21 protein-coding genes are annotated in these 22,946 nt (G+C 68.2%); 7 read left to right on the top strand and 14 right to left on the bottom strand.

Annotated features, from left to right (window positions below; all coding sequences use genetic code 11):
* Positions 1-61 precede the first annotated feature (61 nt).
* From PQS31_RS15775 to PQS31_RS15760, 4 genes are all read right to left on the bottom strand, one after another.
* On the bottom strand, positions 62-580 hold the full coding sequence (locus PQS31_RS15775) for a hypothetical protein (protein WP_272763757.1): 519 nt from the start codon (positions 578-580) through the stop codon (positions 62-64).
* 224 nt (positions 581-804) lie between these two features.
* Complete coding sequence (locus tag PQS31_RS15770; RefSeq protein WP_272763755.1) at positions 805-2,580, bottom strand: sodium:solute symporter family protein; 1,776 nt, start codon at positions 2,578-2,580, stop codon at positions 805-807.
* A gap of 12 nt (positions 2,581-2,592) precedes the next feature.
* Entirely contained in the window at positions 2,593-2,850 is a 258-nt protein-coding gene (locus tag PQS31_RS15765) for a DUF4212 domain-containing protein (RefSeq protein WP_180545693.1), read from the bottom strand.
* A 142-nt stretch (positions 2,851-2,992) separates the two neighbouring features.
* Positions 2,993-4,366 carry a DcaP family trimeric outer membrane transporter gene (locus PQS31_RS15760; protein WP_272763754.1) on the bottom strand — a complete coding sequence of 458 codons (1,374 nt, stop codon included), beginning with the start codon at positions 4,364-4,366 and terminating at the stop codon, positions 2,993-2,995.
* Between the two features lie 209 nt (positions 4,367-4,575).
* Here PQS31_RS15760 and acs point away from each other — a divergent pair, with 209 nt between their 5' ends.
* Positions 4,576-6,534 carry an acetate--CoA ligase gene (gene acs, locus PQS31_RS15755; protein ID WP_272763752.1) on the top strand — a complete coding sequence of 653 codons (1,959 nt, stop codon included), beginning with the start codon at positions 4,576-4,578 and terminating at the stop codon, positions 6,532-6,534.
* 193 nt (positions 6,535-6,727) lie between these two features.
* Complete coding sequence (locus PQS31_RS15750; RefSeq protein WP_272763750.1) at positions 6,728-7,393, top strand: response regulator transcription factor; 666 nt, start codon at positions 6,728-6,730, stop codon at positions 7,391-7,393.
* Positions 7,394-7,708: 315 nt separating this feature from the next.
* Here the strand turns inward: PQS31_RS15750 and PQS31_RS15745 are convergent, their stop codons facing one another.
* Together PQS31_RS15745 and PQS31_RS15740 are read right to left on the bottom strand one after the other, a co-directional pair.
* Complete coding sequence (locus PQS31_RS15745) at positions 7,709-8,986, bottom strand: amidohydrolase family protein (RefSeq protein ID WP_272763837.1); 1,278 nt, start codon at positions 8,984-8,986, stop codon at positions 7,709-7,711.
* A gap of 35 nt (positions 8,987-9,021) precedes the next feature.
* Positions 9,022-10,392, bottom strand: coding sequence for an amidohydrolase (locus PQS31_RS15740; protein WP_272763748.1), 1,371 nt, complete (start codon positions 10,390-10,392; stop codon positions 9,022-9,024).
* A gap of 177 nt (positions 10,393-10,569) precedes the next feature.
* Here PQS31_RS15740 and PQS31_RS15735 point away from each other — a divergent pair, with 177 nt between their 5' ends.
* The gene (locus PQS31_RS15735) at positions 10,570-11,346 is read left to right on the top strand and encodes an AMP nucleosidase (RefSeq protein WP_272763746.1); all 777 of its coding nucleotides are present in this window, start codon (positions 10,570-10,572) and stop codon (positions 11,344-11,346) included.
* 66 nt (positions 11,347-11,412) lie between these two features.
* Here the strand turns inward: PQS31_RS15735 and PQS31_RS15730 are convergent, their stop codons facing one another.
* The gene (locus PQS31_RS15730) at positions 11,413-11,826 is read right to left on the bottom strand and encodes a hypothetical protein (RefSeq protein ID WP_272763744.1); all 414 of its coding nucleotides are present in this window, start codon (positions 11,824-11,826) and stop codon (positions 11,413-11,415) included.
* A 95-nt stretch (positions 11,827-11,921) separates the two neighbouring features.
* On the opposite strand from PQS31_RS15730, the gene PQS31_RS15725 reads away from it, so the two are divergent.
* Positions 11,922-12,461, top strand: coding sequence for a DUF924 family protein (locus PQS31_RS15725; protein ID WP_272763742.1), 540 nt, complete (start codon positions 11,922-11,924; stop codon positions 12,459-12,461).
* Between the two features lie 213 nt (positions 12,462-12,674).
* Here the strand turns inward: PQS31_RS15725 and cls are convergent, their stop codons facing one another.
* The 7 genes from cls to PQS31_RS15690 form a co-directional block, all read right to left on the bottom strand.
* A complete protein-coding gene (gene cls / locus PQS31_RS15720) occupies positions 12,675-14,096 on the bottom strand; it encodes a cardiolipin synthase (RefSeq protein WP_272763740.1) in 1,422 nt (473 codons plus the stop codon).
* A 449-nt stretch (positions 14,097-14,545) separates the two neighbouring features.
* A complete protein-coding gene (rpmG, locus tag PQS31_RS15715; RefSeq protein WP_047137659.1) occupies positions 14,546-14,710 on the bottom strand; it encodes a 50S ribosomal protein L33 in 165 nt (54 codons plus the stop codon).
* Between the two features lie 11 nt (positions 14,711-14,721).
* The gene (gene rpmB, locus PQS31_RS15710) at positions 14,722-14,958 is read right to left on the bottom strand and encodes a 50S ribosomal protein L28 (protein WP_096209782.1); all 237 of its coding nucleotides are present in this window, start codon (positions 14,956-14,958) and stop codon (positions 14,722-14,724) included.
* 439 nt (positions 14,959-15,397) lie between these two features.
* Positions 15,398-16,087 (bottom strand): DUF2894 domain-containing protein, encoded by a 690-nt coding sequence (locus PQS31_RS15705; protein WP_272763735.1) that lies wholly within the window; start codon positions 16,085-16,087, stop codon positions 15,398-15,400.
* A complete protein-coding gene (locus tag PQS31_RS15700) occupies positions 16,077-16,721 on the bottom strand; it encodes an OmpA family protein (protein ID WP_272763733.1) in 645 nt (214 codons plus the stop codon). The genes PQS31_RS15705 and PQS31_RS15700 overlap by 11 nt, the downstream gene beginning before the upstream one ends.
* Positions 16,718-19,069 carry a DUF802 domain-containing protein gene (locus tag PQS31_RS15695; RefSeq protein ID WP_272763731.1) on the bottom strand — a complete coding sequence of 784 codons (2,352 nt, stop codon included), beginning with the start codon at positions 19,067-19,069 and terminating at the stop codon, positions 16,718-16,720. The genes PQS31_RS15700 and PQS31_RS15695 overlap by 4 nt, the downstream gene beginning before the upstream one ends.
* 10 nt (positions 19,070-19,079) lie before the next feature.
* On the bottom strand, positions 19,080-19,790 hold the full coding sequence (locus tag PQS31_RS15690; protein WP_272763729.1) for a DUF3348 domain-containing protein: 711 nt from the start codon (positions 19,788-19,790) through the stop codon (positions 19,080-19,082).
* Positions 19,791-20,136: 346 nt separating this feature from the next.
* Between PQS31_RS15690 and PQS31_RS15685 the strand changes: the two genes are divergently transcribed.
* The 3 genes from PQS31_RS15685 to PQS31_RS15675 all read left to right on the top strand — a co-directional run bounded on the left by PQS31_RS15685 (position 20,137) and on the right by PQS31_RS15675 (position 22,673).
* Positions 20,137-20,601 carry a hypothetical protein gene (locus PQS31_RS15685; protein ID WP_272763727.1) on the top strand — a complete coding sequence of 155 codons (465 nt, stop codon included), beginning with the start codon at positions 20,137-20,139 and terminating at the stop codon, positions 20,599-20,601.
* A gap of 610 nt (positions 20,602-21,211) precedes the next feature.
* The gene (locus PQS31_RS15680) at positions 21,212-21,520 is read left to right on the top strand and encodes a hypothetical protein (protein ID WP_272763726.1); all 309 of its coding nucleotides are present in this window, start codon (positions 21,212-21,214) and stop codon (positions 21,518-21,520) included.
* Between the two features lie 808 nt (positions 21,521-22,328).
* Complete coding sequence (locus tag PQS31_RS15675) at positions 22,329-22,673, top strand: hypothetical protein (protein WP_272763725.1); 345 nt, start codon at positions 22,329-22,331, stop codon at positions 22,671-22,673.
* Positions 22,674-22,946 lie beyond the last annotated feature (273 nt).

Genomic DNA, 22,946 nt, shown 5'->3' with positions numbered 1-22,946 from the left:
CACGCATGAGGCGAGCCGATTCCGGCTGGAATGCGGGCGGCACGCGGTCCGGGCGGCTTGCTCAGGCGCGGCAGGCGGCGCGCAGCACCGGATCGTCCTCGCGCAGCACGCGCCATTGCGCGTTCTCGAGCGAGCCGTCTTCGGCGAAACGGACCTGATCGACGAGGTCGGCGCGGCGCCGGGCCGCGCAGTCGAAGACCACGGCGAACTGGCGCGACGGTTCCCAGCGACCGACCAGCAGCACCTGGGTCAGCACCTGATCGGGGTGCGCGGGATTGCGCCGGTCGAAGCGGTGGTCGATCGCGATCAGGCGGTTGACCTGGGGCACGACGAAGGTCCACGGGCGGTACCAGGCGCGCACTGCATTGGTGGACGCCACCTCCACCTCCTGCGGGTAGTTGGCCGTGACCCGGTCGAGCCACGAATACTCCAGCCATACGGCCATTGCGAGCATGCCGACGCCGGCCGAGGCGGGCATCACCCAGCCCGGCAGGCGCTTGCGGAGGAGCACGTTGAGCATCAGGGCGAGGCCGGCCAGGCCGAAGCCGGCGGCGATGATGGCGATGAATTCCAGCAGCATGGAAGGTCCTGTCAGAGCGTGGCCGCGAGGCGAGGGCCGCGCGGCGAGGGCGATCGCCCAAGTATCGGTGGGATCCGCGACGGCGTGCGCGGGCGCGCACGCCCGGCCGTCGACGTCCCCGGTGCAGCGGACGTCCGCACCCGGGGCGGAACCCGGCTGCGGATATGGAACGGCCCGCCCCTCGCAGAGCGAAGGACGGGCCGTGGGTCACGCGGGTACCGGAATCAGTGGTGATTCACGGCGGCCCCGGCGCCGCGGGGCACGCGGATGCTCTCCACGAGCTCCTGCACGCGCTCCGGCGTCGGCTTGGTGAACAGCATGGTCACGTAGGCCGCGATGAAGTTGAGCATCGCACCCACCGCACCGAACGACAGCGGCGAGATGCCGAACAGCCAGTTGTCGGGCGTGTTGGGCAGCATGTTGGTCTCGGGAATGAAGAACCAGCCCAGGTACGTGAAGATGTACAGGCAGGTCGAGATCAGACCCACGAGCATGCCCACGATGGCGCCAGTGGAGTTCATGCGCTTGTAGAAGATGCCCATCATGATCGCCGGGAACAGCGACGATGCCGCGAGCCCGAATGCCAGTGCGACCGTCTGTGCGGCGAAGCCGGGTGGATTGAGTCCCAGCCAGGTCGCCACCACGATCGCCACCGCCATCGAGATGCGCGCCGCGAGCAGTTCCCCCTTCTCCGAGATGTTCGGTTTGAAGGTGGATTTGATCAGGTCGTGGCTGATGGCCGACGAGATCGCCAGCAGCAGGCCTGCCGCCGTCGACAAGGCTGCCGCCAGACCGCCCGCGGCGATCAGGCCCACCACCCAGCCGGGCAGCTGCGCGATCTCGGGATTGGCCAGCACCAGGATGTCCTGGTTGAAGGTCACCATTTCGTTGCCCGCCCAGCCGCGCGACTCGGCGACTGCGGCGAACTCCTCGTTCGCGCCGTTGTAGTACTGGATGCGACCGTCGCCGTTGAGATCCTCGAACTTCAGCAGGCCGGTCTGTTCCCAGTTGTGCATCCAGTCCGGACGCTCGTCGTAGGTGATCGACGCGTTCTCGGTGCCTTGGGGATAGATCGTGGTGATGATGTTCAGACGCGCCATCGCACCCACGGCCGGGGCCACGGTGTAGAGCAGGGCGATGAACACCAGCGCCCAGCCCGCCGACTTGCGTGCGTCGGAGACCTTCGGAACCGTGAAAAAGCGGATGATCACGTGCGGCAGACCGGCGGTGCCGATCATCAGCGACATGGTGAACAGCACCATGTTGAGCGTCGAGCCGTGATTGCCGGTGTAGTCCTGGAAGCCCAGTTCCAGCAGCACCTGGTCGAGCTTGGCCAGCAGCGGCAGGCCCGATTCGGTATGCGTGGAGAACAGGCCCAGCTGCGGAATCGCGTTGCCGGTGAGCTGCAGCGAGATGAACACCGCCGGGATCGTGTAGGCGATGATCAGCACCACGTACTGCGCGAGCTGCGTGTAGGTGATGCCCTTCATGCCGCCGAGCACCGCATAGACGAACACCACGCCCGAGGCGATCAGCAGGCCGGTCGTCGCATCGACTTCCAGGAAGCGCGAGAACGCCACGCCTGCACCGGTCATCTGGCCGATCACGTAGGTGACCGACATGATCAGCAACGACGCCACCGCCACCAGACGCGCACTGCGGCTGTAGAAGCGGTCACCGATGAAGTCGGGCACGGTGAAGCGGCCGAACTTGCGCAGGTACGGCGCCAGCAACAGCGCCAGCAGCACGTAGCCACCGGTCCAGCCCATCAGATAGCTGGAGTTGCCGTAGCCCACGAACGCGATGAGGCCGGCCATCGAGATGAACGAGGCCGCCGACATCCAGTCCGCGGCCGTGGCGGCGCCGTTGACCACCGGATTGACGCTGCGGCCGGCCGCATAGAACTCGGAGGTGGAGCCGGCACGGGCCCAGATCGCGATGCCGATGTAGAGCAGGAACGTGCCGACGACGAAGATGAGATTGATGGTGAACTGATCCATGGGTCGCGGTCCTTATTGCTCGTCCACGCCGTACTCGCGATCGAGCCGGTTCATGTACCAGGTGTAGAAGAAGATCAGGGCGATGAAGACCAGGATCGAGCCCTGCTGTGCGAACCAGAACCCCAGATCGGTGCCACCGATGCGGATGCCGCTGAGCAGCGGCCGCAGGATGATGCCGAATCCGAACGAGACCAGAGCCCAGATCGACATGCAGATGCCGATGATCCTGAGATTGGCCTTCCAGTAGTTGCTTGCGGTTTTGTCCAACATGTTCGTTCCCCCTCGAAAGCGTGATGGGCGATGGCGAAGCGGCGGTGCAGTGCGGCGCCGCTGCCGGCGCGGCGCTGGAAGCAGTTGACCCGTCCCGGCGGACGTTCGGAGCGCGGACCCGGTCGGCGGATCCGCGTCCGGATCAGAACGTGTAGCGCGCCATCGTGTGCAGGCGGATCAGCTCGCCGTCGACGCCGGACTCGAGCGTCCGCTCACCCCAGATCGCCTCGACGCCGAAGTCCAGGCGCGGCACCGGCGACCAGATCATGTTGGCGTGCAGCGAATGCACCTTGCGGGTCACGCCGAAGCCGGTCCAGGTGGTGTCGTTGTCCCACTGCGAGCGTGCGTAGTAGAGATTGCCGCGCACCTGCGGGCTGAACACCTGGCGCAGGCCGACATAGCCGGCCCAGCCGCCGAGCGCGTCGAGATTGCCGGCCGAATCCACCATCGCATCCTGCTGCACCGTGGCCAGACCGATGTAGCGGCCGATGCCTTCGCCGCCGCTGACCTGGTAGCGGATGTCGGTGCTGTCGCCGAGCTTGACCAGGCCGCTGACGGTCGCGCCGAAGCCGGTGTCGGTGCTGTTGCTGCCGGCCACGGGCTCGTACTTCAGCTGCCGCGCCATGCCGGCGACGCTGACGTGGCCCCAGTCGCCCTTGTGGGTGTAGCGGGCGACCACGTCGGGAATCGCGCTGTTGTTGCCGGCGATCACGCGGGCGCCGCCGCCGAAGGGCTGCACCGTGGTTTCCGGGCTCTCGATCGACACCGCCCACGGGCCGCTGGTGTAGCGCAGCTGCGGCTGGCGCACGAACACGACCGCATCGGTCGGGCCGACGAAGTCGACCGCGTCGATCAACGCGGCGGTGTCCATGAAGTTCGACCAGGTCTGGCCGACCAGCCAGTTGTTGTAGGTCAGATACGCATGGCGCAGCGTGGCGCCGTAGGTGTTGGTGGCCGCCGAGTTGCCGAGCGCGCCGCCGAAGAAATCGAGTTCGACACGGGCGCCGAGCCTGTCGCCGGTGCCGAGCACGGTACTGGCGTCGAACCACAGGCGCGAGAACTTCAGATGCGCGTCGGAATAGGTGTCCGGGCCGTTGCCTCCGACCGGAATCGCGCCGGGCACGTAGAAGTCGCGGCCGGCGGTGCCCTTGCCGATCGCGCCGTCGGTGGTCTTGGTGACCAGGCCGTCGGTGCGGATCATGCCGCCGACGGTGAACGTCGAGCCGGAGGTCGGCACGATGGTCGTCGTCTGGATCGGTGCCGCAGCGCCGGTGCCTGTGGCGGCCGCGGGCGCCGGTGCCGGCTGCGCGGCTTGGGCCGTACGCACTTCGGTCACTGCGGTTTCGGTCTGCTGCTGCTGGGCGACCAGCTGCTGCACCATCTGCTCGAGCTGCGCGACGCGCGCTTCCAGCTCCCGCTCCTTGGCGGTCTGCGCGAATGCGGCGCCGGGCAGCATCAGTGCGGTGAGCACCGCAGTGGCCAACAGGCGCGGCCGTGCCTGGTGTGTCTGTGTCATCGCTCCCCTCCCACGGGTCAACTGAAAATCGGCCAACGGCAACGCGCCGCAGCCCGGTCCGTCACGGAGACTGCACCGATGCCGGGGGCACGCCCATTCGCCATTGGTCGATACCCGCACGCCGGCGACACGCTTAGACCAAGGTCTAGACCGGCATTCGGACGGATACGGCACACTGGTCGGACGCGTCAGAAGGAGGTACCCCCGCGATGTCCAATTCCGCAGAAATCCACCCGGTTCCCGCCGGATTCGCCGGCCCGGGGACCATCGGCCCCGACGACTACGCGCGCGACTACGCGCGATCGGTGCAGGCGCCGGATGCGTTCTGGGGCGAGGCCGCCAAGCGCCTGCACTGGGACCGTGCGCCGACGATCGTGCGCAACGTCAGCTTCGATCCGGCCGATTTCCGCATCCGCTGGTTCGAGGACGGCGAACTCAACGTCAGCGTCAACTGCCTCGACCGCCACCTGGCCACGAAGGGCGACAAGACCGCACTGATCTGGGAGCCCGACAGCCCCGAGACCGGCGCCCGCCACGTCAGCTACCGCGAGCTGCACGCGCGCGTGTGCAAACTGGCCAACGCGCTGCGCAACCTCGGCGTCGGCAAGGGCGACCGGGTCACCATCTACCTGCCGATGATCGTCGAGGCCGCGGTCGCGATGCTGGCCTGCGCGCGCATCGGCGCGGTGCATTCGGTGGTCTTCGGCGGCTTCTCGCCCAATTCGATCGCCGATCGCGTGGGCGACTGCGGCAGCAAGCTGATCATCACCGCCGACGAAGGCCTGCGCGGTGGCAAGACCGTGCCGTTGAAGGCGAACGTCGACGCGGCGCTCAAGCTGCCCGGCACCCAGACCGTCGAAACCGTGCTGGTCGTGCGCCATACCGGCGGCGCCGTCGACATGCAGATGCCACGTGACCGCTGGTACGACGCCGTCGTCGACAGCCAGCCCGACACCTGTGAACCCGAGCGCATGAACGCGGAAGATCCGCTGTTCATCCTCTACACCTCCGGATCGACCGGCAAGCCCAAGGGGGTGCTGCACACCACCGCCGGTTATCTGCTCTACGCCAGCTACACCCACGAGGCGGTGTTCGACCTGCGCGACGACGATGTCTACTGGTGCACCGCCGACGTCGGCTGGGTCACCGGCCACAGCTACATCGTCTACGGCCCGCTGTGCAATGCCGCGACCTCGCTGATGTTCGAAGGCGTACCGAACTATCCCGACGTCTCGCGGTTCTGGAACGTCATCGACAAGCACAAGGTCACGATCTTCTACACCGCGCCCACCGCGATCCGCGCGCTGATGCGCGAGGGCGAGGGCCCGGTCAAGAAGACCTCGCGCAAGTCGCTGCGCCTGCTCGGCAGCGTCGGCGAGCCGATCAATCCCGAGGCCTGGCGCTGGTATGCCGATGTCGTCGGCGACGGCCGCTGTCCGATCGTCGACACCTGGTGGCAGACCGAAACCGGCGGCATTCTGATCTCGCCGCTGCCCGGCGCGGTCGACACCAAGCCCGGCTCGGCCACCAAGCCGTTCTTCGGCGTGCAGCCCGCGCTGGTCGACGCCAATGGCACCGTGCTCGAAGGCGCCGCCGAGGGCAACCTCGTGATCACCGATTCGTGGCCGGGCCAGATGCGCACGGTCTACGGCGACCACCAGCGCTTCATCGACACCTACTTCAAGGCCTATCCCGGCAGCTACTTCACCGGCGACGGTTGCCGCCGCGACGAGGACGGGTATTACTGGATCACCGGCCGCGTCGACGACGTCATCAACGTCTCCGGTCACCGCATCGGCACCGCCGAACTCGAGAGCGCCCTGGTGCTGCACCCGAAGGTCGCCGAGGCCGCGGTGGTCGGCTTTCCGCACGACATCAAGGGCCAGGGCATCTATGCCTACGTGACCCTCAAGGCCGGCGAGGACTACACCGAGGAACTGCGCAAGGAACTGGTGAAGCACGTGCGCACCGAGATCGGGCCGACCGCCTCGCCCGACCACATCCAGTGGGCGCCCGGCCTGCCGAAGACCCGCTCGGGCAAGATCATGCGCCGCATCCTGCGCAAGATCGCCGAGAACGCGCCCGACCAGCTCGGCGACACCAGCACGCTGGCCGACCCGGGCGTCGTCGACGCACTCGTCAAGGACCGCTACATCCCGCAGGGCTGAGCATGGCCCCGGCGCTGCACGAGGGCAGGCCCCGGCTTCGGGGTGCCGCGCGGCATCGCCCCGCGGCAGGCGAGGCGGGGCCGGGGCGCGGGGTGCATGGCGCGTCCCGGCCGCCCATCATCGCCGGCCGCGCGCTCAGCCGGGTTCCGCAGTTGCACGCCGCACGTCACTTTCCAGAGCATCACCCGCGCCGATGACCACCCTGCTGATCGCCGATGACCATCCGCTGTTCCGCGAGGCTCTGCGCGGGGCGATCTCGCGCGCCGTGCCGGACGCGCGGCTGCGCGAGGCGCACAACGTGGACGCGCTGTACGCGATGGTCGAGTCCGAGCCGGACGCCGACCTGCTGATGCTCGATCTCAACATGCCCGGGGTGCACGGCTTCAGCGCGCTGGTGCATCTGCGCGCGCAATACCCGCAGCTGCCGGTGCTGATGGTCTCGGCCCGCGAAGAGCCTGCGGTCATGCGTCGCGCACTCGACCACGGCGCCGCCGGCTTCGTGCCGAAATCGGCGGATGCCGAGACGCTGGGTCGCGCCGTGGTGCAGGTGCTCGACGGTGACCGGTTCGTGCCCGAGGCCGCCGTGTCCGCGCCGGCGGTCACCTCGCACGAGCACGATGTCGCCGCGCGCCTGCGTGATCTCACGCCGCAGCAGTTCCGGGTGCTGCAGATGCTCGGCGACGGCATGCTCAACAAGCAGATCGCCTACGAACTGCATGTCTCCGAAGCCACGGTCAAGGCGCACATGACCGCCGTGCTGCGCAAGCTCGGCGCGTCCAATCGCACCCAGGCGGTGCTGATCGCCGGCAAGCTGGCGGTGGACCCGGATCCGGACGAAATTCCGCCCGACGCACGCTGAGGGTCGCTGCGCCGCATCGGCACCGCCTCCGGTCGCACGGACTGCGGCGGACGCGCCGGCGCGGCGCCCGTCCGGAACGGCATCGCGCGCGAGCGCGTTCCCGCAGCGCGTGTGCGTGCAGGGTGTCCCGGCATGCCCGGCGCGCGACGACGCCGGCGCGTGACGTGGCGTGACCTGGACCACGACGCGCCGGCGTTCACCCGCCGCGGCCACTGCTTGCGCGTCGACAGAGGCAAGCATGCGACCGGCCGGTGCGGTGCGGCACCGGCCTTGGCGAAGACGCAGGGCGCGTCGATTCCCGACGCGCCCGGCCGGTCAGCGCGTGCGGTACGCCCGCGGCAGTCCGCCCTGGTCGGCCGGCGTCGCCGGATGCAGATACCGGTCGCGCAGTTCGGTCTGGCGCGACCGCATCGGGATCGCGCGGCCATCGAACCAGACCTGGTCGGCGGTGCTGGCGACATCCAGCGGGTCACCCGACCAGAGCACCAGATCGGCGGTCCGGCCGACGGCGATCGTGCCGATGCGATCGCCGACGCCGAAGGTCTCGGCCGGCACGCGGGTCAGGCCGGCCAGACCCGCGTCCCAGGGCAGGCCGTGGGCGACGGCATTGCCGGCGAGCTGACGCAGCTTGCGCGCATTGTGCGAAGCGTCGCTGGCCTGGGCGAAGCCGACGCGCACGCCGGCCGCCTGCAGGCGTGCGGCGTTCTCCAGCGTCGCGCCGATCTGGTCGAAATCCGCCGGCAGGTTGGCCAGCGGATCGACGAACACCGGCACCTGCGCCGAGGCCAGTTCGGGCGCGAGGCGCCAGGCCTCGGCACCGCCGCGGATCGCGATGCGCAGGCCGTGACGCTGCGACCAGCGCAGCAACTGGCGGATGTCGGACGCGCGGTTGACGCCGACGACGATCGTGCCGCGCCCGTCGAGATACGGCGCCAGTGCGCGCTTGCCGGCCGGCGTGAGCGCGGCGACGTGCGAGTCCGCCGGCACGCGGCCGCGTGCCTCGTCGATCAGCTGGTCGAGCAGCATCCATTGCGCGGCGCGCGAGGTGCCGCTCTGGCCCGCGCCGGCGCTGCCGAGGGCGAGATACAGCACCTTCGGGCCGGCGGGATCCACGCTGCCGTCGAGCCGCATCACCGCGCCCTGGCCACCGATGATCGAACTCGCGCTGCCGGCCGAGATCAGGGTGAAGCCGATGCCCTCCACCCGCGCGACCGGAATGACGATCGAATCCGGGTTGTAGGCGAGGGTGACGTCGAACTCGGGACGCACGGCCATGTCGCTGGCCGGGCCGAGCGCGAGGCGATCGTCGCGGGTGCCGCTCTCGCCCGAGACCTCCTCGATGCCGATGCCGGTCACACCGCCGAACAGCGTGGGCGTCAGCGGCCGGCCGTTGGCCTCGATCACCGGCGCGTCGCCGGCGGTGAGGCCGGTGCCGATCGCCGCGATGCGCCCGCCCTGCACCAGCACGTCGGTGTTCTGCAGTGAGCCCTGGGCGCCGGCGGTGTGCACGGTGGCGCCGCGGATCAGCAGCGACTGCGCGGCAACGGGCAATGTCGCCGCGAGCAGCGCGCCGGCGATCAACAGGCGGGCCATCGTGCGCGGCACGCGCCGCTTCGCAACATGACGGTTCATCGTGCACCTCCGGTGGTTGCGGCGCCCTGGCCGAGCATGAAATCCGAGACCGGCTGACGCGCCGGATCGGTGCGGTCGTACACGTGCGCGCCGTCGATCCAGACCTGTTCGGCCAGCGCGTAGACGCTGAAGGGATTGCCGTTCCACAGCACCACGTCGCCCATCTTGCCGGGCGTCAGCGTGCCGGTGCGCTCGAGCACGCCGAGCGAACGCGCCGCGTTCTCGGTCACCCAGCGGATCGCGTGCTCGGGCGTGATCTCGATGCCCGCCCGCCGTGCGCTGGCGATCACCTTGGCGGCCTCCTGGTTGAGGCGCTGGATGCCTTCGTCGGAATCCGAATGCACGATCGCGCAGCCGCCGGGCGCGCGGTCGACGATGGCGATGTTGTCCTGGATGCCGTCGAAGGCTTCCATCTTGAAGCCCCACCAGTCGGCCCACAGCGCGCCGCAGACGCCGTCGGCGCCCAGACGGTCGGCGATCTTGTAGGCCTCCACCGCATGGTGGAACGCGGTGACCCGGAAGCCGAATTCCTGCGCCAGGTCGAGCATCTGCACCATCTCGTCGGCGCGGTAGCAGTGGATGTGCACGAGGATGTCGCCGTCCATCGCACCGGCCATCGTCTCGAGTTTCAGATCGCGCTTGCCGGGCGAATCCCCGGCCTGGGTGCGGCGGTATTCGGTGGCGTCGATCAGCGCCTGGCGATAGCCGGCCACATTGCCCATGCGCGTGGCCGGGCCGCCCTTCTCGCCGTAGACCCGCTTGGGGTTCTCGCCGCAGGCCATCTTCAGGCCGTAGGGCGCGCCCGGAAATTTCATGGCCTGCACGGTGGTGGCGGCGACGTTCTTCAGGGTCACGCCGCGGCCGCCGACCAGGTTCGCCGAGCCGGGCAGGATCTGCAGCGTGGTGACGCCGCCGGCCAGGGCCGCGCCGAAGCCCGGATCCTGCGGCCACACCGAATGCTCGGCCCACACCTGCGCGGTGTTGGGCGCGGTCGCCTCGTTGCCGTCGCTGTGCGCGCTGGCGCCGGGGCTGGGATACACGCCGAGATGCGAATGCACGTCGATGATGCCGGGCGTGACCCATTTGCCGGTGCCGTCGACGCGCTGCGCGTTCGCCGGAACTTCGAAGCCGGTGCCCACCGCGGCGATGCGGCCGTCCTGCAGCAGTACGTCGGCGTTCTCGAGGCGACCGCCGTCACCGGTGAGCACCGTGGCGCCGCTGATCAGCACCGGGTGCGACGCGATCGGCACATAGGTGCTGGCGTAGGCCGTGGACGGCGCCGCGGCGTCGCCGCGCGCGGGTGTGGAGGTGGTGGCACAGCCACCCAGAAGTGCGACCGCGAGAGCGGCGGACAGGACGCGATACATCGGCAATTTCCCCGGTGCGATGGTGACGGACGTCGTCGGCGCGGCGCATGGGCCGGAGCAGGACGACGGCGTGAAGCGGGGTCGAGTGTACCCGCGCCCGCCGCGGCGTCACCGACCGCGGTGCGCTCGTGCGGCGCATGCGGCGATGCGAGAATGGGCCGACACAGGAGACGACCGATGAAAGAAAAAGACCAGATCGTCGAGAACTGGCTGCCGCGCTACACCGGCGTGCCGCTGGACCGGTTCGGCGAACACGTGCTGCTGACCAACTTCGGCGGCTATCTGCACCACTTCGCCCGGCTCACCGGCGCCGAGGTGGTGGGCCTGGACCGGCCGATGCCCAGTGCAACGGCCGACGGCATCACGATGATCAACTTCGGCATGGGCAGTCCCAATGCCGCCACGGTGATGGATCTGCTCTCGGCGATCATGCCCAAGGCGGTGCTGTTCCTCGGCAAGTGCGGCGGTCTGAAGCGCAAGAACCAGCTCGGCGACCTGGTGCTGCCGATCGCGGCCATCCGCGGTGAGGGCACCAGCAGCGACTATCTGCTGCCCGAGGTGCCGGCGTTGCCCGCGTTCGCGTTGCAGCGCGCGGTCTCGACGATGATCCGCGACCTCGGCCACGACTACTGGACCGGCACCGTCTACACCACCAACCGCCGCGTCTGGGAACACGACGGCGCGTTCAAGGAGCGCCTGCGCGCGATGCGCTGCATGGCGATCGACATGGAAACCGCCACCGTGTTCGCCGCCGGCTTCGCCAACCGCATTCCCTCGGGCGCCCTGCTGCTGGTCAGTGATCAGCCGATGATTCCCGAGGGCGTCAAGACCGAGGCCTCGGATGCGCTGGTCAGTGCCGATTTCGTCGAGCGCCACATCACCATCGGCATCGAGGCGCTGAAGCTGATCCGCCGGCACGGCAAGTCCGTGCGCCATCTGCGCTTCGACGAATAGGCCGGCTCGCGCGCACGCGGCGCGCTTCGTCGGGCCCGCGGCATCGCACGGACGGCCGCGCCGCCGTCAGGGCGCGGTGGGGCGACGCACGGCGTAGATGTGGCCGGCGTCATAGGCCTCGCGCAGCTGGGCGCCGCTGAGCGGGATTTCCTCGCTGTCGTCGAACGCGACCGCGGCGAGATCCCCGCGCAGGGCCTGGCGCGACGGCGCCTTGTCGTCGACGGCGCTGCTCTCGGTGATCACCACGACGTCGTCGCCGTCCACGGCCACCACCTTCAGCAGCCCGTAGGCCGGCTCGATGGTCTTGCCTGCGTCGTCGGTGAAGCCGTAGCCGGAGAATTCGCTGAGTTCGGCGGCGTAGACATCGCCGGTCGCGGGCGCGGCGATCAGGGCCAGCTCGGCGTCCTTCGCCCCGGTGCAGGCCGCCAGCGCGAACGCAGTGGTGAGCAGAGCGGCGGTGAGCAGGCGGATCGGGCGCATGGTGGAGTCCGGGGCGGAAGAGGCGGGCGCGAGTATAGGGCGCGCCTGCCACCCCGGCGACGTCACGATGCCGGCCGCCGGGTTAGGCTGGGCGCATGCACACACACCCGCACGACCTTCTCGACTTCTGGGCCGACGCCGGCCCCGCCAAGTGGTTCAAGGGCGGCGAGGCCTTCGACCGCGAATGCGACCGCCGCTTCCGCGACGCGCACTTCGCTGCCGCCCGGCGCGAATGCGACGACTGGCTGGAGACGGCCGAGGGCGGTCTGGCACTGCTGATCCTGCTCGACCAGATCCCGCGCAACATCTTCCGCGGCAGCGCCCATGCGTTCGCGACCGACGGTCTGGCGTTGCAGCACGCGCGCACGATGGTCGACGCCGGGTTCGATCGCGACGTCGCGGCCGATCTGCGCAGCTTCGTCTATCTGCCGTTCGAGCATTCCGAAGCGATGGAGGACCAGCGCCTGTCGGTGCAGCTGTTCGCCGATGTCGACAACGCGGAGTACCGCGCCTACGCCCAGGCCCACCTCGACGTGATCGCGCGGTTCGGCCGCTTCCCGCATCGCAACCGTGCGCTCGGCCGTCTCAGTACGCCCGAGGAACAGGCCTGGCTTGACGCCGGCGGCGGCTTCTGACCGCGTCCCGTCCGCCGGCACTCCGCGTGCATCGTCCGCGGCCCGTCTCCTAGGCGCGCGGCACCGCGAGCGATGCTCCGCCGCTGGGGGCTGCTTCGTCCGCGACGCACCCTGCAGGCGCGCGCGGGCCGTCCCGAGATACTGATCCCCCGTTCCGCTCCCATCGCCCGGCCGCACGTGCCCGCGCCTTGCGGCACGCGCGTGCTGTGTCAGTCAGAGAAACGAATCCGCGAGCCGCGCGATGCCTTCCAGGCTGCGTCGCCAGTGCGGCCGGCGGTTCCAGTCGTCCAGCGTGACCGGCGTGGCATGGGCCAGATAATCGGCTTCGATCCGGCGCATGTGTGCGACCACGTCACGGTCGTAGGCCAGCAGGCCGATCTCGGCATTCAGCGCGAACGAGCGGATGTCGAGGTTGATCGAACCCAGCAGGGCCATGTCGTCGTCGATGCTCATGTGTTTGGCATGCAGGAAATGCGGCGCATACAGCGCGATCCGCACGCCGCTTTCGAGCAGCTCGCCGTAGTAGGCCTTCTGCGCCCAGGCCGTGAGCGGCTGGTTGTTGCTGGCCGAGAGAATCAGCTGCACGTCGACGCCCGACAGGGCGGCGATGCGCAGCGCGGTCAGCGTGGCGTCGTCGGGCACGAAGTAGGGTGTGGCCAGCACCAGCCGGCGCCGCGCCAGATGGATCAGCGCGTTGACCGTGTCGCGCGCATTCTCGAACGGATACGCCGGGCCGCTGGGCAACAGCTGCACCGCGACATCGGCATCGGGCAGCGCGGTGGTCGGTGCGACTTCGAGCCGCTCGCCGGTCTCGATGAACCAGTCGCTGGCGAACACCGCCTCCAGATGCGCCAGTGCCGGGCCCTGCACACGCGCCACCAGTTCGCGGTTGGGAAAGCCGGCGATGAAGTCCGGTTCGGCGAGATTCTGCGAGCCGACGTAGGCGGCCGTGTCGTCGATCACCGCGACCTTGCGGTGATTGCGCAGGTCCATGCGACCGCTGCGCCGCCAGTGCAGACCGCCGGGCAGCATCGCATGCACCTCCACGCCCGCTGCGCGCAGGCGCTTTGCGTACCGGCGCAGACCGCGCTTGGCGCCCACCGCATCCAGCAACACGCGGCATCGCACCCCGCGCGCGGCGGCGCGTTCGAGCGCATGCACGACGGCATCCCCGGCCGCATCGTCGAACAGCAGGTAATACAGCAGATGCACGCGCGCCTGCGCGCCGTCGATGTCGGCCAGCAGCGCGTCGAGTGAGGCGGCGTAGTCGTCGAGCAGCCGCACCGCATTGCCGTGGGTGGGCATGAAGGCGCCCAGGCGCTCGAGCAGCGGCGCCATCTCGGCCGACGCGCCGTGGGGCGGCGGCGTCCAGCGCAGCTCGGCGAGCGGCCGTTGCTCGTCGCGGATCACCTGCGAGGCCAGACGCTGGCGCTCGATCCGCGTACGCGACAGCCACGGATGGCCGAACAGCAGATACAGCGGCAGGCCCGCCAGCGGCACGAACCCGATCAGCAGCAGCCAGCTGCGCGCGGCCGCGGGACGGGTGCGTGCGGGTATCCAGAGCAGGGCGGCGATCCGGATCAGCCAGTCGGCGATCAGGATCGCGAGGCCCAGGTTCAGTGCCGGCCAGTGCATGCGCCGATTGTGCGACGGCGGGCGTGTCGGATGGGCATGGACGATCGACGGGCGTGCTTGCATGGTCACGGCGGCGCCGTGCGCCCCGGAGGGTCCAGGTCCCGCCACGCGCCGCGTGCGCAGCTTGTGTGGACGCGCTGAGTGACCAGCCGGTGGGCTGTCGATCAGCGTTTCCCGCCTGCGCAGCATGACCTTCGGACCGCCACGCGCCCCGTGCGCGCAGCCTCGGCGCACACACCCGCCTTCGGTGGGTTCCGTTTAGAAGCGTTGGATGATCAGCCATTCGGCTGTTGAACAGCGTTTTCCGCCCGCGCGGGGCTGACCTTTCGGCGGCTCCGTTCTGCGCACGGGCCGCAGGCACAAAAAAGCCCGCCTTGCGGCGGGCTTCCGGATCCCCGCCTGCGCGGGGAGGATGCAACGTCAGCCGCGCTGAAGCGCGGGGCCGTGCATCACTTGATCTTGCCTTCCTTGTAGATCACGTGCTTCCGGACGACGGGATCGTACTTCTTGATCTCCATCTTGCCGGGGGTGTTCTTCTTGTTCTTGTCCGTGGTGTAGAAATGCCCGGTGTTGGCCGAGGAAATCAGACGGATCTTGTCGCGCTTGCCTGCCATGTTCTAACTCCTCAGACCTTTTCGCCGCGGGCACGAAGCTCGGCGAGGACGACGTCGATGCCGTTCTTGTCGATGGTGCGCAGGGCCTTGGTGGAAACACGCAGCTTGATCCAGCGGTTCTCGCTGGCCACCCAGAAACGACGCTCATGCAGGTTGGGCATGAAGCGGCGACGGGTCTTGTTCATGGCATGCGACACGTTGTTGCCATGCGTCGTACGCTTGCCGGTGACTTGGCAGACTCGGGACATTACGCACCTCGAAGTAATTGATATCGCCCTTAGCCAGGGAGATGGCGGCCCCGATGGCGTGGCCATCGCGCGATACGGGTGGGGTGACGCCTCGTGCTCCGCGGCCGGGAATCGCGCTTCCGGGCCGCCGGTCAGGCCATGTCGCCATGGGCTGGACGCAACGAGCCGGCCATTCTGCGGAAAATCCCGTTGCGGCGCAAGGCCTTGAGCGATTCAGGGCAGGCGCGCCGATACCGGCTGGGCTGCAGGCAACGATTCACCCGACCCGCCGCCGGCGCGCACCGGGCGCGCGCCGCCCTCAGGGAAGGCCCCATCGGGCCCGCGGGCGGCCACACGGCACGGCGTGTCCGACGCGAGCGCACACGCCATCAGCCCGCGCGGGAACCGGTCCCGCCCTGCCTCCGCCAGCTTCGTCATGGCCGCGGCGCCTGAAGCCCTGCTACCCCTTGCGCGTCCTTGGCTTCGCTTTCGCGCGCGGCTTGCCGGCGGCGGTCGGAATGGGCGCCTTGCCGGCCAGCACACCGGCGTCCTGCAGCGTTTCCAGCCACGACAGGGTGTCGGCGTAGGCGAGGAACTGCCGCAGGTAGCCGGGCGACACGTCGCGCATCCGGGTGAGTGCGCGATGCACGAGCCGGCTCGAATTCAGCGGGCCGGCGTCTTCGGTCGGCGCCGCCAGCGAGCGACGCATCTGGCTGCGCGTGCGCACGTCCGACCAGAGACGGCGGACCTCCTCGAGCGCAGGCAGTTCGGGGTAGGCCGCGCGCCGCAGGCGACGCGACGCGTCTTCGGACGCCATGTCTCCGTCGGCCGCCATCGCCTCGATCAGGGCGCCGAGGGCGGACGGCGCGCGTGCCTGCGCGTGCGTGCCTTCCGCGTCCGCGACGAACGCATCGGCCATTCCAGCGGCGGCGCGCGCGCCGGCCACGGCGCGACCCTCCCACTGCCGGCCGAAGGCCTCCGCCTGTGCGGCCAGCTGCGTTTCGAGTGCCTGGCGTGCGGCTCCGCTGCGCGCGGCTGTTCGCCGTCGCAGTGCGGCGATGCGATGGAAGCCCACCGGATCGATGCGGTCGGCGCCGCACGCGCGCCAGGCCGCGAGCAGCGCGTCGATGTCGGTGCGATCAGCGGCCATCGGGCTGGGCGGCGGCCTGCAGGCGTGGCACGGGCGCCATTTCCACGCGGCGGTTCTGCGCGCGGCCTTCGGCATCGTCGTTCGAGCCCACCGGCTGCTGCGCGCCGAACGCGGCGGCGAACACCGATTCGGCCGGCACGCCGTCGCGGATCAGGGCGCGGGTGACGTTGAGCGCGCGCTGCGCCGACAGCTCCCAGTTGTCGGCGAACCGGTGGCCGCCGCGCACCAGGCGGTCGTCGGTGAAGCCGCTGACCATGAGGATCTCGTCGCGCGAGGCGAGGTAGTCGGCCAGCGGGCCGGCGAGGCTCTGCAGCAGTTCGCGGCCCTCGGGCTGGAGCTGGTCCGACGCATCGGCGAACAGCACGCTGCCGCGGATGCCGATGCGGCCGTCCACCAGGGTGATGCGCCCCGCGGCCAGCGGGGCGGCCAATGCCTGTTCCAGCGTCTGCCGGCGCTTCTCTTCCGCCTCGCGCTGGGCGATCTCCGCGTCCAGCTTCATTTCCAGCTGCAGCTGCACACCGATCACGCCGACCAGGATCAGCACGAACACGCCCAGCAGCACCGACATCAGATCGCCGAACGCCGCCCAGATCGGCGCGGTCGACTCGTGATCGCCGTCCAGCTCGACGCTCATGCGGAGGCGGCCCGCGACGCGCCGAGCTGCTGCAGGTCTTCGACGATCTGCTTCTGTGCCAGTACGCTCAGATCCACCACCTCACGCGCCTGGGCCACGTAGTACGCCAGCTGCTCGTCGCTGCGTGCCAGCGATTTCTCCAGTGCTTCCTCGATGCCCTGCAGGCGTGTGGCGAGCTGCTGGTTCGATTCGCCGAAGACCTCGACCGCGGCGCCGAAGGCCTCGCCGAGACTCGCCACTTCGGCCGCGCCGACGCTGAGCGTCGTCGCCACGCCGTCGAGCTTGCCGGTCTCGGCGCTGATGTGATCGGTGAAGCGCGTGCCCACGCGTTCCAGCAGATCGGCGGACGTCGCCACCAGTGCATCGATCGCCGCGCGCTGTTCGGTGGACGCGTGGTTCACCGCGCTGAGCAGGGTGTCGAGCGTCGACAGCATCTGTGTACGTTCTTCCAGCATCGCGGTGTCGCGCACCATGCTCTCCGACAGCGACTGGCGCAGTTCGGCGATGACTTCGGCCGCCGCGCGCGGCGCTTCGGAGGCGGTGTCGACCAGGCGCGAGATCTCGGCGATGGTCTCGCTGGCATGCGCCTGTGTCTGCGCGCCGATGGTGTCGGCGGTGCGCGCCAAGGTGTCGCAGATCGCCTGCTGCTGGCGCGTGGTGTCGGCGCCGGCCTGTGTCCAGTCCTCGCGCAGCGCGGTACCCATCGCGGTGAGGCTGTCGGTCCACGCGGTGAGGCGCTGGGCGTCCTGCGCGGCGAGCGCGGTCTGCAGCTTGACGTGCGAGGCGTCCACCTTCTGCAGCAACGCTGCCGAATGCGTCTCGAACGCCGCTGCGGCGGTGGTCAGCGCCTGCTGGTGCTGCGCGCTCATTGCATCATTCGTTGCGGCCTGCTTGTCGAGTGCGTCGGCCCAGGCCGCGCTCACGCTGCCGGCGGTCGCATCGAGACGCGTGGCGACGCCGTCGACCAGTGCGGTCGCGCGCTGCGCGAAGGTCTCGCCGACCCCGTCGAGCGTGCGGCGCAGATCGGCGGCCAACACGGCCTGTGCCGCCTGCTGCGCGTCGAGCGCGGCCTGCCAGCGCTCGGCCACGCCTGCGGTCGAGGCGTCGAAGCCGGCGGTGAGCGCCTGCAGCTGCCGGTCGACGGCGCCGGTCACGGTGTCGTGCAGCGCGGTGGTCTGCGCGGTCGTCGCGTCGAGGCGCGCGGCGACATCGCCGAGCAGGCCGCTCGCGCGCTGCTCGAAAGTCGCATTGAAGCCGTCGAGCGCGCTGCGCAGGTCGCGCGCCAGGGTGTCGTTCGCGGCCTGCTGGCCGTCCACGGCCTGCTGCCAGCGCTCGCTCACGCGTGCGGTCGAGGCGTCGAAGCCGGCGGTCAGCGCGGCGAGCTGGCGCTCCACCGCCTCGGCCACCGTCGCCTGCAGCGCCGATGTTTCCCGCGACAGTGCGGCCATCGTGGTTTCGAACACCGGTTGCAGCGCGGCCGTCGCGGCGCGCGCACTGTCGGCCACGCTGGTCTGCAGCGCGCGTTCCACCGAGGCGGCCAACTGCGTGTACACCGCTTCGGTGCGGGTATGGAAGGCGTCCTGGCTGGCCGCGTAGCGCTCGCCGCTGGCCGCGCTCTGCTGCTCGATCGTCGCCATCATCGCGCCCAGCCGCTCCACCAGCGCCGGCATCACCTCGGTCTGCTGCTGCAGCAGGCGTAGGGTCTCCTCGCGCTGGTGCGCCTGCGAGTGCGTGCGCAGCGTGGTCGCCGCGGCGACGTCCAGTTGCTGCACCACGCGGGCGCGGTCGCGGCGCAGCAGCGCCGAGGCCAGGCCCAGCATCGCCGAGGTGGCGATGCCCGCGACCGAGGTGCCGAACGCGACGCCGAGGCCCCTGATCGGCGCGGCCAGCGAATCGCGGATCGCCTGCAGGTCGGTCGCCGTCTCCAGCGCCATGCCGGTACCGCGCAGCATCACCATCATGCCCAGCAGCGTGCCCAGCATGCCCAGCAGCACCAGCATGCCGACCAGATACGGTGTGAGCGCCGGCACCGGCAGCGCGACGCGCTCGCCTTCGATGCGCAGGCGCACCGCATTGCGCAGGCCGGCGTCCAGCCCGCCCAGCCACGTGTCCAGCGACGCCGGCGGTTCGCGCAATTGCGCCACGCCGTCGGCCAGCGTGGTCGTCGCCCGCCGGTAGCGCAGCAGCTCCAGGCCACCGGCGATGTAACAGGCACCGATCAACAACGCGGCGGCCAACGCCAGCGTGTTAGAGCCGATGTAGCCGATCGCGATCCAGCCCACCACGGCCAGGCCGAGGGCGAACGCGAACGCGGGAAGAAGAGCGGTGATGCGACTGCGTGAGGACATAAGCACTGCGTCAGTGGGTGCGAAGCGCTGCGAGCAGCCCTTCGACCGGTTGGAAACGGACATCCAGCTCGGCGATCAGCACGCTCTGCATGTCTCTGCGAAAACCATCGAGCCAGTCCGCGGACGGATCCGCGGCCGACGCGCCCGCGCCCGTGCGCAAGCGCTCGAAATGCGCCTCGAGCAGCGCGGGCACCGCGCCGAGCAGTGCGTGCCCGCGCGGGCTCAGTGCGCCCTCCATCACCGCGTCCAGCTCGGCCAGCCGCGCCATTTCGGGTGAACGCTGCGCCAGCCGCTCGCGCAGATCGCCGCGCAACCGGCCCGTCGCGATCAGCATCGAGCGCTGCAGGGCCAGATGCCGCTGGCGGAACGGCGCAAACTCCACCGGCGCCGGCGGCAGCGCTTCGGCATCGTCCGACGACCCGACCGCCTGCGGCTGCGGGATCGCCAGCTCCGGCGCTCCGCTGATCGCGGCCAGCAACGTCGCCCGCGCCTGTGCGCAGACGGCCGCGTCATCGCGATCAAGGACTTGCGCGCCGTGTTCAGCATCGGCCGGCTTTGCGTCGAGCGCCTTCGACAGCGCCACCGCCCGCGTCCAGTCGAGCCACTGGCTCAAGCGCTCGGCCGGCGCCGGGCCGCTTTGCGGCAGCGTGTCGTCGGTCAGGCGGGCCAGCAGCCGGATGAAGGTCGGGCCGTGGAGGGCGGGGCGGGGCGGGGAATCCAAGGGGGCGGCGCGCAAAAGACGGCGATTTTACAGTGCCGGGCGGGCCCGCCGGTACGTGCTGCCGGAGTGCGTACCGACCGGGGGCACAGGTTCATCCTTCACCTTCAACGCCGACTCTGCTGTTAGGCGGCACGGCAGGATACGCATATCGCACTTTTCGAGCTGCCTGCTGGCAAGCCGCTCAGATTGTTCCATATGCAAAGCGGGCGCGGGCGGCTCGGATCGGAGCAGCCGCTATGCAAATGCTTGACCGGCGGGCATTTATTCGTCATTGACGCCGAGGTTGGCCTTGTGGACCATCGGTGCATATCGCGCTTTTTGAGCGCTACCTAGTGTTAGGGCTCACATGACAGACCCGCGCAACATTCAGATCTTTCAGGAGCTCACCGCGCGGATTTTGGATCGCCTCTATCAAGAGTTTCCAAATCCCTGTCTGCTCGTGACGCGATCAATTGGCCATGAGGTTTCTGAGCTTCTCAACAGCCCAGATGACGAGGCCTTCCGCATCTACACCGAGGACTCGGCTAACTCTATGAACTTCTTGGTGCGTGAGGGCTTTGCTCAGTACTCCCCCAATCTGAGAACCCTTGACCAGCCAGTGACTACATTTCCCGATGCGGTCCTAACGTTGAAGGGCTTCACGCTTCTCGGGGCCGTGCCTTCAACCGTGGACGAGTCGTTGGAGCGGCGCCCTATTGCCCAGCAGTTGTCAGAGGCGCTGGACGATGGAGCTAGAGCTACAGTGGGGGAACTGATCAAGAAGCTGTTTTTTGGAGCGATGACAATGGGCACGTCCGCTCTTTCGGGGTGAGCCCTAACAATTCATTCAAGCCGACGCCGCTTCGCGGCGCGGCTTAACTCAAGCGTTAGGCCGCATGACAGATGTTAACCTCATCACTGAACAGCGACTAGGTAACGTTGAGATGGCCTTGCGACGTGCTTTTGCAGCCCGAGTGGTTGCGTGCGTCTTGGGCGGCGTTCTCTTCTTTGTTGGCTCCCTTCTTGTCGTCTACCTTCTCCCCACCGGCTATGACCGCGCCGCGATTGCTCCGCTCGTCCTTTTGGCCAGCGTCACTCTTGCATCGTCAATGGCGCTAGGCGAATGGCGAGCCCATCGGCAGGAGCGCCAGAGGATAAAAGGCCTTCGGCAGCGCCTTCGCGCGGGCGAAGTTCTGCGAGTGCAAGATGTCAAAGCTCGCTAGAATGCGGCCTAACAATTAATTCAAGCCGAACTTGCTCCGCAAGTCGACTTAATTCAGGTGTTAGCCCCTATGACACATCGCCGCGCTATAACTTAATCACTTGAACTTATCTTCCAAGGCATCGATCGTCTCAAAGAGGCCTTTCCGAACCGAGTCTTTACTATCGACGGACGTCTAGTTGGAGATATCGGCGAGGTCATTGCCGCACTTGAATACGACATGACGGCTCATGATGTCTCGCAAGCGAAACATGACGGAGTAACGCCAGACGGACGTCTCGTCCAAGTTAAAGCCACCTTTAAAGAGTCGCTGACCTTTAAAAGCATTCCGGATTTTTACCTTGGCTTCAAACTTCACCCGAACGGCGATTATGAGGAGATCTACAATGGCCCCGGCGAGCTCATCTATGAGCGCTACTCACACAGGAAGGGAATCGGCAAAGCATTGCTTTCATTCCCGGTCGCCGAGCTACGTAAGATCTCCGCTACCGTGCCAGCTGACCATCGCATAGCACGGCGAGCGGGCTAACAATTCCGTAAGGAGCTTCCCGTCAACCCCGAGTGCATGATCTCCGCGCCTTGAGCGTCAGGCATTTGCTGTTGCCGGTTTTTTCGATCTTGCTGCAGGACCACTCGCCAGATTGATTCGGTGATTCAGGCGTTGCCAGACTGCATTTCCGTAATCGGTTTTGTTGGATCGGCGTTGCGATCCGGGCCAGGGTGGACACCGCACCCGAAGGCTTCTCTCATTTGTCGGTTTGGCCCATGCACGGGACCAGGAGAAATCTGATGTCAGGCGGTTTGGAGGTTGAACGTGATCTGGTTATCAATCCTAGTCATCGCTCTTGTTGCGCTGAATGTACTTGCCACGATTGCAGTTGCGAGGAGCAACTATCCAACGAGAAGGCAATTGATGCTTCAACTCGTTGCCGTGTGGCTTCTACCAGCTCTAGGGGCTGCCGGTCTCCTGCTCTTCGTGCGCAGCCAAGGGGGCTATGGGCCGGATAAGGGCTTCGAACCACTTTACACACCTGGCGACGGTGGTCAGCCGCAACAAGGCTGGATCCCTGCATCGTCCGACTTCACGGACTCGGGCGGAGGCGGTTCAAGTGACTAGTAGTGCCAAAAATTTACGCAGTGAGCTTCGGTAGTCCCTTCGTCGCTAAGGAAGGTCTGAAGAATTCCGCCGTCATTCCAGCGAAAGCTGGAATCCAGCGGCTCTGGGATTCAAAGGCTTGAAGTCGCTGGATCCCCGCGTTCGCGGGGATGACGGCAGTTATTCGAGATGGGAGCTGTGCCAGGGTCACTTCTCATCCCGGTGAGGCGCGGAGATTGTCATGAAAGAAGCCGAGTCAGTCTTTGCCTCGTTGTCCAGTATCTTGCGCAGGCACACGGACGGCATGTCGATCAAGGTCGACGAGCCGGGCAACCTTTATATCGAGCGGCTTGCATCGGCACCTGGCGCGAAGCCGGCGTTTTTCGGGGCCGTGCAGACGAAGAAGTCCTACGTCAGCTATCACCTGATGCCGATCTACGAGCACCCGGCGCTTCTGTCGGGGCTCAGCGAGAGATTGCGCGGGCGCATGCAGGGGAAGTCCTGCTTCAATTTCGTCGCCCCGGATCCAGTGCTGTTTGCCGAGCTCGACGCGCTGACAGCGAGGTGCGCGGCTGGACTGGAGTAGCGCCAGGGCGCGTTCGATGTGTCCCCGGCAGGTTCGGGTGACCGTCCCCTGAGTGGCCGCGTGATCGGATGGATAACGCACCGGCTTCACTTCGCATCACGATGGAACGAGTCGATCACTCGGGAACCTCCGTGCACGCAGGCGAGTGGCGTGTGCCGGCGTAGAACCGCGCATACGTCAAGGCATCCGTGACGAGATTGACCTGCCCCCAGTAGCCGTACCACGAGTTACTGGGAGAGCCCGGGGTTGAAGGGTACTTTGGGTTGGTGGGTT

The organism is Luteimonas sp. BLCC-B24 (assembly GCF_028550595.1).
GTDB lineage: Bacteria > Pseudomonadota > Gammaproteobacteria > Xanthomonadales > Xanthomonadaceae > Luteimonas.
This window is presented reverse-complemented; position numbering and strand designations above follow the sequence as displayed.